At 69.4% G+C, this 15,494-nt stretch carries 14 protein-coding genes, 1 rRNA gene and 2 riboswitches; of the genes, 3 read left to right on the top strand and 12 right to left on the bottom strand.

What is annotated here, in order from left to right; all coding sequences use genetic code 11:
- The first annotated feature begins 201 nt into the window (after positions 1–201).
- Positions 202–789, top strand: a complete 588-nt coding sequence (locus ACZ4NB_RS02260; protein WP_467657724.1) for a hypothetical protein — start codon at positions 202–204, stop codon at positions 787–789.
- Positions 790–1,119: 330 nt separating this feature from the next.
- Positions 1,120–1,314 (top strand): DUF5999 family protein, encoded by a 195-nt coding sequence (locus ACZ4NB_RS02265; RefSeq protein ID WP_450736491.1) that lies wholly within the window; start codon positions 1,120–1,122, stop codon positions 1,312–1,314.
- An 83-nt stretch (positions 1,315–1,397) separates the two neighbouring features.
- Here ACZ4NB_RS02265 and gcvP read toward each other — a convergent pair whose 3' ends face one another.
- Positions 1,398–4,283, bottom strand: coding sequence for an aminomethyl-transferring glycine dehydrogenase (gcvP, locus tag ACZ4NB_RS02270; RefSeq protein ID WP_467657725.1), 2,886 nt, complete (start codon positions 4,281–4,283; stop codon positions 1,398–1,400).
- A gap of 61 nt (positions 4,284–4,344) precedes the next feature.
- Positions 4,345–4,472, bottom strand: a riboswitch (glycine riboswitch).
- Positions 4,473–4,570: riboswitch (glycine riboswitch) on the bottom strand.
- Positions 4,571–4,684: 114 nt separating this feature from the next.
- Between gcvP and ACZ4NB_RS02275 the strand changes: the two genes are divergently transcribed.
- A complete protein-coding gene (locus ACZ4NB_RS02275; protein WP_467657727.1) occupies positions 4,685–5,080 on the top strand; it encodes a PRC-barrel domain-containing protein in 396 nt (131 codons plus the stop codon).
- Here the strand turns inward: ACZ4NB_RS02275 and ACZ4NB_RS02280 are convergent.
- From ACZ4NB_RS02280 to rrf, 11 genes are all read right to left on the bottom strand, one after another.
- Positions 4,978–6,438 carry a DNA polymerase IV gene (locus ACZ4NB_RS02280; protein WP_467657728.1) on the bottom strand — a complete coding sequence of 487 codons (1,461 nt, stop codon included), beginning with the start codon at positions 6,436–6,438 and terminating at the stop codon, positions 4,978–4,980. The two genes, ACZ4NB_RS02275 and ACZ4NB_RS02280, sit on opposite strands and share 103 nt — an antisense overlap.
- Positions 6,439–6,504: 66 nt before the next feature.
- Positions 6,505–7,110: a MerR family transcriptional regulator gene (locus ACZ4NB_RS02285; RefSeq protein WP_467657729.1), complete on the bottom strand. Its 606-nt coding sequence runs from the start codon at positions 7,108–7,110 to the stop codon at positions 6,505–6,507.
- 188 nt (positions 7,111–7,298) lie between these two features.
- Positions 7,299–7,772, bottom strand: coding sequence for a bifunctional nuclease family protein (locus ACZ4NB_RS02290; RefSeq protein WP_006606439.1), 474 nt, complete (start codon positions 7,770–7,772; stop codon positions 7,299–7,301).
- Positions 7,773–7,825: 53 nt separating this feature from the next.
- Positions 7,826–8,575 (bottom strand): transcriptional regulator FtsR, encoded by a 750-nt coding sequence (gene ftsR, locus ACZ4NB_RS02295; protein WP_467657730.1) that lies wholly within the window; start codon positions 8,573–8,575, stop codon positions 7,826–7,828.
- Between the two features lie 17 nt (positions 8,576–8,592).
- Complete coding sequence (locus ACZ4NB_RS02300) at positions 8,593–9,438, bottom strand: FHA domain-containing protein (protein WP_467657732.1); 846 nt, start codon at positions 9,436–9,438, stop codon at positions 8,593–8,595.
- 118 nt (positions 9,439–9,556) lie between these two features.
- Positions 9,557–10,516, bottom strand: a complete 960-nt coding sequence (locus ACZ4NB_RS02305; RefSeq protein WP_467657733.1) for a DUF881 domain-containing protein — start codon at positions 10,514–10,516, stop codon at positions 9,557–9,559.
- A gap of 5 nt (positions 10,517–10,521) precedes the next feature.
- Positions 10,522–10,854 (bottom strand): small basic family protein, encoded by a 333-nt coding sequence (locus ACZ4NB_RS02310; protein ID WP_003984969.1) that lies wholly within the window; start codon positions 10,852–10,854, stop codon positions 10,522–10,524.
- Positions 10,851–11,774 carry a DUF881 domain-containing protein gene (locus ACZ4NB_RS02315; protein ID WP_467657734.1) on the bottom strand — a complete coding sequence of 308 codons (924 nt, stop codon included), beginning with the start codon at positions 11,772–11,774 and terminating at the stop codon, positions 10,851–10,853. The genes ACZ4NB_RS02310 and ACZ4NB_RS02315 overlap by 4 nt, the downstream gene beginning before the upstream one ends.
- An 84-nt stretch (positions 11,775–11,858) precedes the next feature.
- The gene (locus ACZ4NB_RS02320; RefSeq protein WP_467657735.1) at positions 11,859–14,354 is read right to left on the bottom strand and encodes a sugar phosphate nucleotidyltransferase; all 2,496 of its coding nucleotides are present in this window, start codon (positions 14,352–14,354) and stop codon (positions 11,859–11,861) included.
- Positions 14,355–14,475: 121 nt separating this feature from the next.
- Positions 14,476–15,084, bottom strand: a complete 609-nt coding sequence (locus ACZ4NB_RS02325) for a CDP-alcohol phosphatidyltransferase family protein (protein ID WP_393494934.1) — start codon at positions 15,082–15,084, stop codon at positions 14,476–14,478.
- Positions 15,085–15,227: 143 nt separating this feature from the next.
- A 5S ribosomal RNA gene (gene rrf, locus ACZ4NB_RS02330) occupies positions 15,228–15,344 on the bottom strand.
- Positions 15,345–15,494 lie beyond the last annotated feature (150 nt).

Consider the following 15,494-nt stretch of genomic DNA (forward strand, 5'->3'; position numbering starts at 1 on the left):
GGTTCCCCTGTTGCGGGGACAAAGAGCCCAGGAGTGACCGGGTGGCTCAACGCGGATAGCCCCCTCGCCGACCCACCGGCCACGCCCTACCCCACGCCCGGCCGCGGCCCCGGGGCCGGCCATGCTCTGTCCCCGCACGCAGACAGCGCCGTTTGCACCCGCCACGCTCCACCGTGTCTCTGAAGTGAGAGGCGACCCACCATGCCGCTGCACGTTTCCCCCGCCCCCGCGTCCGCGTTGCGCAGCGTTCTCACCGCCCTCGGCTCGCCCACGGCCGTCCGCGAGGCACCCGTCCCCGGGCTGCGCGCCCATCAGGGCCCGCTCAGCCCCGACCACCCGCTGCCGCTCCACGTATGGGACGACGTCAGCAAGGCCGGCGGCACACCGCTGACCCGTCTGGCCGGCTGGAGCTTCCTGGTCCGCGGCGGGGAGCGGGCCGTGGCGACGGCCGAGGCGATGCTCACCGCGGACGGCTGGACGTTCGCGCGCTTCTGCGGGGGCCCCTATGTCGCCTCGACCGAGCGGGCGCTGGTACAAGCGGAGTCGCTGAACGCGCCCTACCAGCCGCGGCTGCTGTCCGTCCCCGGGCTGTACATGCTGACGCTGTGGCTGCATCACGACGTCGCCGCCGACGGCGCCGAGGGCCTGCTCGCAGCGGGTGATCTGCTGGTACCGCTGGCGCCCGCCCCGCCGGGGATCGCCGCCCACCGTCCGCACCACGTCGCCGATCTGCTGCCCCGGCTCACCCGGCGTCTGACGCCCGCCCCACTGCTGCGCGAACCCGCCTGACCCGGCGCACCGGCCGCGCATCCGCGCCCACCCGCACGCCGGCCCACGAGAACGTGCCCCGCGGCCCTCCCGGCCGCGGGGCGCTGCCGTGCTCACCCGCGCGGGCTAGTCCATCGATGCCACTGCCAACGCCCTTGGAGAGGAGTGCAATTGGAAGCAACCGCCCGCATGGGTGACGCGTCGATACCGAGTGAGTACCGCTGCTGCGAAATCCCTGCGGAATCCCGTCCGTAGGGCAACACTGGAACCGACCGAAGAAACGGGGGAGCGGCCATGGCCACCACATCGAGCCGCACGACGTTCACCACACCGCAGCGAAAGACAACTTCCATGTGTCAGCACCAACCGCCTTGCCCGTCAGCAGACTCCACCGACCGGGAGGCCGCACACCTTGTGGCGCACCACCCCGAGCAGGGCTGGAGCCTGCTCTGCAACGGCGTCCTGCTCTTCGAGGACACCGGTGAGCTGCTGCCGGACGGGCAGGTCATCGCCCCGCACCGCACGCGGGTCGGCGCGGCGGCCTGATCCGCGAGCGCCCGGCACGTACCACAGGGCCCCCGGCAGATCTGCCGAGGGCCCTTGATGTTGCCCTGACGGGCTGAGGTTGCTCAGTTGTCGTACGCGTCCAGCGGGGGGCAGGAGCAGACGAGGTTGCGGTCACCGAAGGCACCGTCGATACGGCGCACCGGCGGCCAGTACTTCTCCGCCGCCGTCACGCCCGCAGGGAAGACGGCCTCCTCGCGGCTGTAGGCGTGGTTCCAGTCGCCGCCGAGCGCGGCCGCGGTGTGCGGGGCGTTGCGCAGCGGGTTGTCGTCCTTGTCCCACTCCCCCGAGCCGACCTTCTCGATCTCCGCGCGGATGGCGATCATCGCGTCGCAGAAGCGGTCCAGCTCGTCGAGGTCCTCGCTCTCGGTCGGCTCGATCATCAGCGTGCCGGCCACCGGGAACGACATCGTCGGTGCGTGGAAGCCGTAGTCGATCAGCCGCTTGGCGACATCGTCGATGCTCACGCCGGTCGCCTTGGTCAGCGGCCGGACGTCGATGATGCACTCGTGCGCCACCAGGCCGCCGGGGCCGGTGTAGAGCACCGGGTAGTGCGGCTCCAGGCGCTTGGCGATGTAGTTCGCGCTGAGGACCGCGACCTGGGTGGCGCGCTTGAGGCCCTCACCGCCCATCAGGCGGACGTACGCCCAGGAGATCGGCAGGATGCCGGCCGAGCCCCAGGGAGCCGCGGAGATCGGCCCGACGCCCGTCTCGGGGCCCGCGGTGGGCTGTAGCGGGTGGTTGGGCAGGTACGGCGCCAGGTGGGCGCGCACGGCGACCGGGCCGACACCGGGGCCGCCGCCACCGTGCGGGATGCAGAACGTCTTGTGCAGGTTGAGGTGCGAGACGTCGCCACCGAACTTGCCGGGCTCGGCGAGCCCGACCAGCGCGTTGAGGTTGGCGCCGTCGACGTAGACCTGGCCGCCGGCGTCGTGCACCGCGGCGCAGATCTGGGTGATGTGCTCCTCGAAGACGCCGTGCGTGGAGGGGTAGGTCACCATCAGGACCGCGAGCTCGTCACGGTGCTTGTCGATCTTGGCGTGCAGATCGTCGGTGTCGACCTCGCCGTCCTCGCCGGTCTTGACGACGACGACCTTCATGCCCGCCATGACGGCGCTGGCGGCGTTGGTGCCGTGCGCCGAGGACGGGATCAGGCAGACCGTGCGCTGCTCGTCCCCGTTGGCGCGGTGGTAGGCGCGGACGGCCAGCAGGCCGGCCAGCTCGCCCTGCGAGCCGGCGTTCGGCTGGATGGAGACCTTGTCGTAGCCGGTGACCGTGGCCAGCCGCTCCTCCAGCTCCTGGATCAGCGTCAGATAGCCCGCGGCCTGGTCGGCCGGCGCGAACGGGTGCAGCTGGCCGAACGCGGGCCAGGTGACCGGCTCCATCTCGGTGGTGGCGTTCAGCTTCATCGTGCAGGAGCCGAGCGGGATCATGCCGCGGTCCAGCGCGTAGTCCTTGTCGGCGAGGGTGCGCAGGTAGCGCAGCATCGCGGTCTCGGAGCGGTGCTGGTGGAAGACCGGGTGGGTGAGGTAGTCGTCCGTACGCAGCAGCTCCTGCGGCAACGTTTCAGCAGCCACCGCGTCCAGCTGCTCGACGTCGCCCTGCACGCCGAAGGCGCTCCAGACGCCGGCCAGCTGCGCGCGTCCGGTGGTCTCGTCGCAGGCGATGCCGACCAGGTCGGCGTCGACCTGGCGGAGGTTGACGCCGGCCTCACGGGCGGCGGCGACGACCTCGGCGGCCCGGCCGGGCACCCGCGCGGTCAGGGTGTCGAAGTACGCACCGTGCACGATCTCCACCCCGCCCGCCCGCAGGCCCTCGGCGAGGACGGCGGCGTAGCGGTGGGTGCGCTGGGCGATGGTGCGCAGGCCCTCGGGGCCGTGGTAGACGGCGTACATCCCGGCCATGACGGCGAGCAGCACCTGCGCGGTGCAGATGTTGCTGGTGGCCTTCTCACGGCGGATGTGCTGCTCGCGGGTCTGCAGCGCGAGGCGGTAGGCCCTGTTGCCGTCGGCGTCGACGGAGACGCCCACCAGGCGGCCGGGCAGGCTGCGGGCGAACTGGTCGCGTACGGCCATGAAGCCGGCGTGCGGACCGCCGAAGCCCATCGGGACGCCGAAGCGCTGGGTGGTGCCGACCGCGATGTCCGCGCCGAGCTCGCCGGGCGAGGTCAGCAGCGTCAGGGCGAGCAGATCGGCGGCCACGGTGACGATCGCGCCGAGCCCGTGGGCCTGCTCGATGACGGCACGGGGGTCGCGCACCGCACCGGAGGCGCCGGGGTACTGCAGCAGCACGCCGAAGACGCCCCGCTCGGCGATCTCGGCCGGGATGCCGTCGGACAGATCCGCGACGACGACCTCGACGCCGGTGGGCTCGGCGCGGGTCTGGATCACGGCGACGGTCTGCGGCAGGCAGTCGGCATCGACCAGGAAGACGCCCTGCTTGACCTTGCCGACGCGGCGGGCGAGCGCCATCGCCTCGGCGGCGGCGGTGCCCTCGTCCAGCAGGGAGGCACCGGAGGTGGGCAGTCCGGTCAGTTCCGCGACCATGGTCTGGAAGTTCAGCAGCGCCTCCAGGCGGCCCTGCGAGATCTCCGGCTGGTAGGGCGTGTACGCCGTGTACCAGGCCGGGTTCTCCATGACGTTGCGCAGGATCACCGGCGGGGTGAACGTGCCGTAGTAGCCCAGGCCGATCATCGAGGCCAGTACCTGGTTGCGCTCCGCCAGGCCGCGCAGCTCCTGGAGGACCTCGGCCTCGGTGCGGCCCTGCGGCAGGCCCAGCGCCTCCGCGCTCTTGATCACATCGGGTACGGCGGTGGCCGTCAGCTCGTCCAGGGACCCGAATCCGACGTGCGCGAGCATCTTCGCCTGCGCCTCGTGGTCGGGGCCGATGTGCCGGCGCTCGAACGGAATGCCCTGTTCAAGCTCGGTCAGGGAGATACGATTGGTGGTCATCTGCGGGGGCCTCCTGGTCAACACGACCTACGAGGGGCACCACGGCGCGGGTGCCCGGACGGCCTCCCCCTCTGTCATCTCAACCTGAGAGCTTCACCGGCCCGCGCGAGGCGGCCCGGCTTTCACCGTCGGTGAGGAGGGGTTACGGCGCTGTGCTCGTCCGTGGCCCGCCCTGCTTTCCAGAGTGACCTCGCCCATGCGGTACGTGTGCCTGAGAGATTCCGGGGAGGATTTGCTCCTTCGGCGCCCTGGTCGCGAACGACAAAGGACTCTCCCGCATGGATTCTGCGGCCATTGGCCAGCCTACCAGCGCGCCACTCGAAGGATCCTTCGAGTGGCCGGGGCATGAAATGTGCCGTTTGGTAGTTGTCACAGGGCAGTTGCGACCAATTGGAGGGGTTGTGCAAACCGATATCGATCCCCGGAGCCTGATCGGCCGCAAAGCGTTCGACCGGAACGGCGCGAAAATAGGCACGATCGACGAGGTATACCTCGACGACGCGACGGGGGAACCGGAGTGGGCGGCCGTGCGCACCGGACTCTTCAGCCGGGATGCGTTCGTCCCCCTTGAACCCAGCAAAATGGTCGGCGAGGGCCTGCACATCCCCTACGACCGCAAGCTGATCAAGGACGCCCCGGACTTCGGCGTGGGCCGCCATCTCTCCCCTGAGCAGGAACTCCAGCTCTACCACCACTACCGGCTGGACATCTCCTCACCGGAGCCCGGTCCGGCTTCCTCCGGCAAGGAGGACGGCTCCGACAAGGACTTCGGCAAGATCGCCGGCTCGGAGGACTGACCTCCTTCCGGCCCGCCGCCCACCAGCGGCAACGGCTCACCCGGCCGCAGCGCCGGGTCCTCGACGGCGAAGGTCCGCACCCTCCCCGGTGCGGACCACGGCGTCTCGAAGCGTACGGTCACCCTCCCCACGCCGCTTCCCTGCACCCATCCGGCGCCGAACTCCTCGTGCACCACGTCCAGCCCCGGATGCCAGCGCCGCGGCCGCTCCTCCTCCGGCTCGCCTCCCCCGGCCTCCGCCCCCGCCGACTCCGCCGCCTTCGCCAGCTCCCCGGCCTCCCGCTCCGTCGCCAGCTGGGCGAACAGATCCTCCTGGGTGAAGTCCGCCAGCCCGCTGACCCCCACCCCCAGCAGCCGCACCCCGCCCGTGGTGTCCACCGTCTCCAGCAGCCGCACGGCGGCCTCCCGTACGACCGAGGGGTCGTCGGTGGGCCCGCGGAGCGTCTCCGAGCGGGTCAGCGTCGAGAAGTCGTAGTTCCGCACCTTGATCACCACCGTCCGCCCGGAGCGCCCGGCCGCCCGCAGCCGCTGGACGCAGCGGTCGGCCAGCCGCAGCATCTCGTTCCGCACCCGCGTCCGGTCGGTCAGATCGACCTCGAAGGTGTCCTCGACCGAAATGGACTTGGCGTCCCGCTCGGCCACCACAGGGCGGTTGTCCTGGCCCAGCGCCATCGCGTACAGCCCCGCGCCGTGTGCCTTGCCCAGGAGCCGCACCAGCTCGGCCTCGCCGGCCTCCGCGGTCTCCGCGACGGTGTGGATCCCGGCCCGGCGCAGCGTCTCGGCCGTCGCGGGACCCACCCCGGGCAGCGTCCGCACCGTCATGGGGCCCAGCAGCTCCCGCTCTGTGCCGGGCTCGATCACCACCAGGCCGTCCGGCTTCGCCGCCTCGGACGCGATCTTCGCCAGCATCTTCGCGCCCGCGAGCCCCACCGAGCCGGTCAGCCCCGTCGCCGCCCGGATGTCGTGCCGCAGCCGCTCCCCCACGGCGCGTACGGCGGCGGTCTCGGCCGGCACCCCGCCCGCTTCCAGGTCCACGAACGCCTCGTCCAGGCTCAGCGGCTCGACGAGCGGCGACAGCTCGTGCAGCAGCTCCATCACCGTGTCACTCACTTGGCGGTACAGGCCGAAGCGAGGGCTGAGATAGGCGGCATTGGGGCACAGCCGGCGCGCCTGGGCCGTGGGCATCGCGGAGCGGACCCCGAAGATCCGGGCTTCGTACGACGCCGTGGCGACCACACCCCGCGGCCCGATCCCGCCGACCACCACGGGCTTGCCACGCAGGCTGGGCTTGGCCGCCTGCTCGGCGGCCGCGTAGAACGCATCCATGTCCAGATGCAGAATCGTCGGCGCGGGTCTCACACGTCCGATGCTGCCGCATGGCACTGACATTCGACCCGACGCCGGGCCGGGGCCGGTGGACCGGGCTCAGCCGGCCCTGTTGCGCCGCCGCGCCAGCTCGTCGTGCGGGTTCTTCCCCATCAGCGTCTCGCCGGTGTCCACGCGCTCTCCGTGGAGCTGTGACAGCACGCCCTCCACGTCCCGCCACACCACGCCCACCGCGATGCCGAAGACGCCCTGGCCGCCCTGGAGCAGATCGACGACCTGGTCGGGCGAGGTGCACTCGTAGACCGTCGCGCCATCGCTCATCAGCGTCATCCGCGTCAGGTCCGCCAGCCCGCGCGCACGCAGGTGCTGCACGGCGGTGCGGATGTTCTGCAACGACACCCCGGTGTCCAGCAGCCGCTTGACGATCTTCAGGACGACGACGTCCCGGAAGCTGTAGAGCCGCTGGGTGCCGGAGCCGTACGCGGGCCGGATGCTCGGCTCCACCAGGCCCGTACGCGCCCAGTAGTCGAGCTGCCGGTAGGTGATGCCCGCTGCCGCGCATGCGGTCGGGCCGCGATAGCCGATGTTCTGCGCCTCGCAGTCCCCCGACACCGCCGCGGCCGGTGCCGGGGCATGGTTCGCGGCCGCGCCCGAGTGGAGCGGCAACGCCCCTTCCGCCGCCATACCGTCGCCGGTGATTGCCACGCCGCCCTCCGTCCTCCACGTCCCGGACGGGACCTGCCATATCGACGGTATGCAGTCACTCGGGGTGCGTCAACGATCGCCGCGCTCGCCACGCCGAGTGATAATCACCCTACGAGTGGTTTCTCGTGACCTCGCGCGGGGAATGGCTAAATAGTTTGGCCGGAATCAGCCCCTTCACCCGGCCGGCGTCACTGACTGTTGGTGCCGAAGTCCTCGGGCGAGATCTGGTCGAGGAACTCGCGGAACTTCTCCACCTCGTCCTCCTGCTCGTCCGGGATGGCGATCCCCGCGTCGTCCAGCACACCGTCGGTGCCGAAGATCGGCGTTCCGGTGCGCAGCGCCAGCGCTATGGCGTCGGACGGGCGGGCACTGACCTCGACCCCACTGGCGAAGACCAGTTCGGCATAGAAAACCCCCTCGCGCAGATCCGTGATGCGGACCTGCGTCAGCTCCTGGCCCACCGCTTCGAGCACGTCCTTGAAAAGGTCGTGCGTCAGCGGCCTGGCAGGGACCATGCCCTGCTGGGCGAAGGCGATGGCGGTGGCCTCCCCTGGCCCGATCCAAATGGGCAAGTATCGGTCGCCTCCCACCTCCCGCAGGAGCACGATCGGTTGGCTGGAAGGCATTTCCACCCGGACACCCACGACGTCGAGCTCGTTCACACAGCAACCCTAGGACGTGCCCGGCAGGTTTGGGTAGTCGAGCACTCTTTTGCTCATGGCAACCGGACGCGAAGAGCGCTCTGCACCAGCGCCGCATGGAGCCGTACGGAGAGCGTCGCCAGCTCCCTCGCCGTGGCCTCCGCATGGGCCCTGGTCTGGGGGTTGCGGTGCCGCCGAAGGGGTGCAACGACCTGTTCGACCAGGCCGGCCTCGCGCTCGGCGGCCGCCTTCACGGCGCGCAGATGCCGCGGCTCCAGGCCGAAGCGACCCAGGTCCGCGACGAGTTTGGCCACGGTGACGGCCTCGATGTCGTATCCGCCGTCCGCATGGGGGACGATGAGTCCGTACGACTCCCAGTCGGCGAGCGCCGCCTCGTCCACCGCAGCGGCGGCCAGCAGCTCCGCCCGGCCGATCCGGGCAGCCGTCGGACGGTCCTCGCCCTGGCAGGACACGTCCTCGATCAGATCCCGCGGGGACGCGGCCGGAGCCGGCAGCTGCACCTGCTCACCGCGCTCCAGGGCGTCCAGATGCTCCCGGATGACCTTCAGGGGCAGATAGTGGTCCCGCTGCATCCGCAGGACGCTCGCCAGCCGCTCGACGTCGGCCGGCGTGAATTTCCGGTATCCGGAAGGCGTGCGCTTCGGCTCGACGAGCCCCTCGGCCTCCAAGAAGCGGATCTTGGAGATCGTGACCTCGGGAAACTCCTCGCGCAGCGCATTGAGCACCGTGCCGATGCTCACCGGCTTGGCGCCCGAGGAGGCGGTGCCGAGGGAACCGGCACCGCCCTTCGGTGTATCGCGCATATGCCTTCCCTGATCGGTCAGATCCCGGCGCCCCGCTGGCTCGCGTAGAAGACCATGCGGTACTTGCCGATCTGGACCTCGTCGCCGTTGGCGAGCGCGACCGAGTCGATCGGCTCACGATTGACGTACGTGCCGTTCAGGCTGCCGACGTCGGCGACCGTGAAGACACCGTCCGCACCGCGGCGGAACTCCACATGCCGGCGCGAGACCGTCACGTCGTCGAGGAAGATGTCGCCCTGCGGATGCCGGCCCGCCGTCGTCAGCTCGCTGTCCAGCAGGAAGCGGCTGCCCGAATTCGGACCCCGGCGGACGATCAGCAGCGCCGAGCCCAGCGGAAGGGCCTCGACCGCGGCCTGGGCCTCCGGGGACAGCGACGGCACCAGATTCTGGCCCGTCGTCTCCGAGTCGTAGGCCTCCAGCCCCGAAATGGAGATCGTCGACGTCGTCTCGGACGCCCGCTCGGCCTGGGCGCCCGGGCGCAGCGGCGCACCGCAGTTGGAACAGAACCGGCTCGCCTCGGCGTTCCCGTGCCCACACCTCGTACATACCGGCATGGCCGACCCTCCACCCGTGCGTGAGGCCGATGGTTCCTCGGAACCTATGCGGCCGGCACCGGAGGGGTCAACAGAACCCGCGCCGTGCCCCCCGGACGGACCGCCGACCTCGTCGCGGAAGAGCGGACGCTCCGCCGCCTCACCATTCTCGGGCTGGCGCGGCGCACGATGCCGCGCGGAGCCGCTGCCGCCCTCCTGGCGCGCGCTCTTGCCGAACAGCTTTCCAAACAACTTCACGGGCGATTCCCCTTGAACGAAACAGACCCGCCCGTGGGGCAGGACGAACCCTCGATGCACACACCGGCCCATCCGGACATCCTGTGAACGTCCGTGGCCTCCAGACAGTTTCCACCACACACCACACGCACGGTGCGTCGACCCCCCGCTACCTCATGCCCTCGCCGGGCACTCGACATACCTGCACACCTCACTGCGATGACGACCGAGCGTAGTCAGGCCGCTTCGCCTCTCGCAAGGCATCCACAATGATCTTCTCCCGACCGGTCACAGACACCTTGGCCTGCTCCTTTTCCAGCGTCTGAACCACTCCGCCGGGGATGTTCAGCGCCGGCTCCAGGTCCTCCGGCTTGCCGATGACCTTGAAGCGGTACGGCTGGGTGACGCGCTTGCCGTCGATCTCCACCCCGCCCCGGATGTCCGAGAGGTAGGTGTCCGCAACGACCCGTACCGAATTGACCTGGATGGCCTCGGCGCCGGCCGCCCGCAACTCCTGGATGGTGTCCAGCAGCTTGTCCGCCTCGACGGAGTGCGTCGGGTCGTCGATGGTCAGGTTGATGCCGGGCCCCTGCGCCGCGACGGTCCCGGCCAGCACACCCAGCTGCTGTTCCTTCTCCACGGTCTGCTTACGGGCCTCCTCGGCCTGGTCCGAACTGTTCTCCAGCTCGGTCTTCTGCCCTTCCAGGCGCCGCTGTTCGTCCGTCAACCGCTGGGAGCGATTGTCCAGCTCGTCCAGAATGCGCACCAAGTCCTCCTGGCGCGCACCCCGCAGCGCACTGCTGTCACTTGTGGAACGTACCTGAATCGCCAGACCCAGGCCGAGAATGAACAAGAGCAGCGCAACGATCAGTTGGGCCCGGGTCAACCGCGGCGGCCACAGGCTCGCCACGAGCCGCTCCCGGCCTGTCTTCGGATGCTCTCCCTCTCCGCCACCGCTCACCGCGTCAGGAGTCGAGGAGTCTGCCGCTTTACTCGACCTCTGTCCAGTACTGTCCGTTTCCCGGGTTTCGTCCCCGTCCCCGGACGCGCTCCGCTCAGGGGTGCTCCGGCTCTCGGGCGGCATCGGCCGCCGCCCCGCCGGACCGCGCTCCTGCTCGGGCTCCGGTCGCTCCGGCTGCTTCCCCGGCTCCGGGGTCTCGTCCGCTGCCATCCGCCTCACGCCCTGAAGACGTGCCGGCGGATCGCCGCGGCGTTGGAGAAGATCCGGATGCCCAGCACCACCACGACGCCGGTGGAGAGTTGGGCACCGACGCCCAACTTGTCGCCGAGGAAGACGATCAGCGCGGCGACGACGACGTTCGACAGGAAGGAGACCACGAAGACCTTGTCGTCGAAGATGCCGTCCAGCATCGCGCGCAGACCGCCGAACACGGCGTCCAGCGCCGCGACGACAGCGATCGGCAAGTAGGGCTCGACCACCGTCGGCACCACGGGTCGGACGACGAGTCCGACCACGACTCCCACGATGAGGCCCAGTACGGCGATCACGATGTGCCCTTCCCTGTGTCGGTGCCGCCCGACCTGGCGGCACCGGCCTGCGGCTTTGCGGTACGTACGATCAAACTGGGCGCGGGCGGCAGCGTGACCTCACTCTCGGCGGAAATCCGTGTGCGCACGCCGTAGTTCTCCTGCAGCACATGCAGGTACTGACCATCGGCGCTGTCCTGGAACGCGGTGCTCAGCCGCTGCCCGTCCCCCACCGCCAGCACCGTATAGGGCGGCACCAGTGGCTTGTTGTCGACCAGTATGGCGTCTCCCGCGGCTCTGATCGCCGAGAGTGACGTAAGCCGCTGCCCATTGACGGAGATGGCCTCCGCACCGGACTCCCACAGGCCGTTGACGACGCGCTGCATGTCCCTGTCGCGTACCCGCCCGGTGTCGGAGAAACCACTGCTCTCGCGCGGCCCGCCGCCACCGGCCTCCGCGCCCTTGGCATCGTCCACGACGAGTTTCACGCCGGGTCCGGTGACCCGCGTCGAGCCCGCCAGCAGGGCCAGCAGTTCGGCCTTGCCACCGCCGCGCTGCTTCAGCGCCTCACGCTGCATCCTGCTGACGTCGCCCCGCAGCGCGTCGACCCGCTGCTGAAGCTTGTCCGCCTCGCCGGTCCCCTTCTGGATGCGGTTGATCAGCTCTTCGCGCTCCTTGGCCAGCGTCGGTGCGGATATCCGCGCCTGCGCCGCCCCGACGGTCACCACGAGCGCGGCCAGCACCAGACCGGCCGCCAGGCCCAACTTCGCCCGCAGAGTGCGCGGCAGCCCGCGCACGCCGGCCTCGGACTTGCGCGCGGCCGCCTCGGCGTACCCGTCGTCGAGGCTGTGATCCATCACGTTGGTCAGCAGCGACATGGACGCATCGGGGCGCGCGGCCGGCGGTTTCGGGGTGCTCCGATCGGGGCGCTGCTGCGACATGCCGCACATCGTCCCACGTCGGCCGCGCAGTCTCCCAATGGCCCCACCGGCGCGCCGATCAACGGCCCGCCGGTGGGGTCCGGATCAGCGGCCCGCGCTGTCGACCACGGCCGACCACTCGTCCAGCAGCTGCTGGGCGGAGTCGTCGTCCGGGCCCTCCGCCCACAGGTGGGTGACCGCCTCGGCCGGGTCCGGCAGCACCAGGATCCAGCGCCCGTCGGTCTCCACGACCCGTACGCCGTCCGTGGTGTCCACCTCCCGGTCGCCGGCCGCCTCGACGACATGCCGCATGACCAGGCCCTTGACCGCCCACGGGGTCGCCAGATCGCGGCGCAGCACATGCGCCCGCGGGATCCGCGCGTCGATCTGGCTGAGCGTGAGCTGGGTGCGGGCCACCAGACCGATCAGCCGGACGAAGGCGGCCGCACCGTCGAAGACGGAACTGAACTCCGGGATGATGAAGCCGCCCAGGCCGTCCCCGCCGAAGACCGTGCCGTCCGCCCGCCCCACCCGGGTCAGATCGTCCGGCGAGGTGGTCGTCCACTCGACCTGTGTGCCGTGGTACGCGGCCACCTGCTCGGCGATCCGGGTGGTGGTCACCGGCAGCGCCACCCGGCCGGTGCGCCGTTCGGCGGCGACCAGGTCCAGCATGACCAGCAGCGCACGGTCGTCCTCGATGATCCGGCCGCGTTCGTCCACGAGCGAGAGTCGTTCGCCCACGGGGTCGAAGCGCACGCCGAAGGCGGCCCGTGCCGAGGCCACGATCTCGCCGAGCCGGACGAGCCCGGAGCGCCGGGCCTCGGCGGTCTCGGTGGGCCGGGACTCGTTGAGCCCGGGGTTGATGGTGAGGGAGTCGACCCCGAGCCGCCCCAGGAGGCTGGGCAGGACCAGGCCCGCGCTGCCGTTGGAGGCGTCCACGACGATCTTCAGTCCCGATTCGGCGATCCCGGTGGTGTCCACGGCCCGCAGCAACGACCCGGTGTACGAGTCGAAGACGCTCGCCGGGAAGATCAGGTCACCGATCTCGCCGGGGAAGGCACGCCGGTACTCCTGTCGGGCGTAGACGCGGTCGAGCTTGCGCTGCCCGGCCTGCGAGAGGTCGGCGCCCCGCTCGTCGAAGAACATGATGTCGACCGAGTCCGGTACACCGGGTGTCGTACGGACCATGATGCCGCCGGCACTGCCACGGGCGGTCTGCTGACGGGCGACCGGCAGCGGGACGTTCTCCAGGTCGCGTACGTCGATGGCGCTGGCCTGCAACGCGGAGATCACCGCGCGTTTCAGCGCCCGGGCACCACGGGAGTGGTCACGTGCGGTGGTGACCGTGGAGCCCTTCTTGAGCGTGGTGGCGTACGCCCCCGCGAGCCGTACGGCGAGTTCCGGGGTGATCTCGACGTTGAGGATCCCGGACACGCCGCGGGCGCCGAACAGATGCGCCTGGCCGCGGGATTCCCAGATCACCGAGGTGTTGACGAACGCGCCGGCCTCGATGGTCTTGAAGGGATACACCCGCACATTGCCCTGGACGATCGACTCCTCACCGATGAGGCATTCGTCGCCGATCACCGCACCATCCTCGATCCGGGCGGCCCGCATCACGTCGGTGTTCTTGCCGATCACACACCCGCGCAGATTGGTGTGCTGACCGAGATAGACGTTGTCGTGGACCACGGCACGGTGCAGGAACGCGCCGCTCTTCACGACGACATTCGAACCGACGACGGTGTGCTCGCGAATCTCCACGCCCGCCTCGACCTTGGCGTAGTCGCCGATGTACAGCGGCCCGCGCAGCACCGCGTCGGCATGGACCTCGGCGCCCTCGGCGACCCATACTCCGGGCGAGATCTCGAAGCCGTCGATTTCGACGTCGACCTTGCCTTCGAGCACGTCGGCCTGGGCCTTCACATAGCTCTCGTGGGTGCCGACGTCCTCCCAGTACCCCTCGGCGACATAGCCGTAGATCGGCTTGCCTTCCTTCATGAGCTGCGGGAAGACATCACCGGACCAGTCGACCGGAACATCGGGCTCGAAGTAGTCGAAGACCTCCGGCTCCATCACGTAGATACCGGTGTTGACGGTGTCCGAGAAGACCTGGCCCCAGGTGGGCTTTTCCAGGAAGCGTTCGACCTTGCCGCCCTCGTCGACGATGGTGATGCCGAACTCAAGGGGATTGGGGACCCTCGTGAGGCAGACGGTGACGAGGGCGCCCTTTTCCTTGTGGAACCGGATCAGATCGGTGAGGTCGAAATCGGTGAGGGCGTCACCGGAGATGACGAGGAAGGCGTCGTCCTTGAGGGCTTCCTCGGCATTCTTCACGCTGCCCGCAGTGCCGAGAGGCTTTTCCTCGTTGGCGTAGGTGAGCTCCATTCCGAGCTCTTCCCCGTCCCCGAAATAGTTCTTGACGAGCGAGGCAAGGAATTGCACGGTCACGACGGTCTCAGTGAGACCATGCCGTTTCAGCAGCCTCAGCACATGCTCCATGATCGGTCTGTTGGCGACCGGAAGCAGGGGCTTGGGCATACTGGACGTCATGGGGCGAAGGCGTGTTCCCTCGCCGCCGGCCATCACAACGGCCTTCATGTCGGAAGCGTCCTCCTCATAAGAGACGACGGTCTTGCCGACTTCACTTGTCCAGATCGCCCACTGTTTCTGTGCTCGCGTACGGGCGCCGGCCGTTGCACAATCTGCCGGTTCGGAGAGCTCAGTCGGCTGTGGCGTCCGCCCTGATGAGTCGGCGGACCTGGACCACGTACAGGATCCCTGCCCACCAGTAGAGCGCCGTACCCCAACCTGCGAACGCCCATCCGAAAATAGCAGCGAGCACGTGAAGCCAGCCCCTTCCGTCGCTCAGCAGGAGCAACGGGAAGGCGTACATCAAGTTGAACGTAGCCGCCTTGCCCAGGAAGTTCACCTGGGGAGGGCCATATCCGTGACGCCCGAGGAATCCCACCGCGATCAGCAGCATCAGTTCGCGCGCCAGCAGGGCCGCGGTGAGCCAGACCGGGAGGATCTCGCGCCAGGTCAGGCCGACGAGGGTGGACAGGATGTAGAGGCGGTCGGCCGCCGGGTCCAGGATCCGACCGAGGCTGCTGATCTGGTTCCAGCGCCGGGCGAGCTTGCCGTCCAGGTAGTCGCTGACACCGCTCAGCGCGAGGACCAGCAGCGCCCAGCCATCAGCATTCGGACCACCGAATACCGGCCAAAGGATCAACCACAGGAACACCGGCACGCCGACGAGGCGAGCCATGCTCAGGATATTCGGGATGGTAAGGACGCGATCCGTCTGGACCCGCGTCTCCTGGACCTCCACCGCGGGGGCCTCCTGTGGGAAATGTGCCAATGATGCCCCCTGACCTTACCTGGCCCACCGGCCACACCGTACCGCGGGTCCCAAGATCCCCAGAACGCAGGAAAGCCCCGCACCATAAGGTGCGGGGCTTTCCCACAATGAAAGTTCGGCGGCGTCCTACTCTCCCACAGGGTCCCCCCTGCAGTACCATCGGCGCTGAAAGGCTTAGCTTCCGGGTTCGGAATGTAACCGGGCGTTTCCCTAACGCTATGACCACCGAAACACTATGAAGTTAACCAACCGGAGCATGACTCAACGGTCGTTACTTCAGAACCTACACAGTGGACGCGAGCAACTGAGGACAAGCCCTCGGCCTATTAGTACCAGTCAACTCCACCGGTTACCCGGCTTCCATATCTGGCCTATCAACC

This window comes from Streptomyces sp. NPDC026575, from assembly GCF_055567415.1.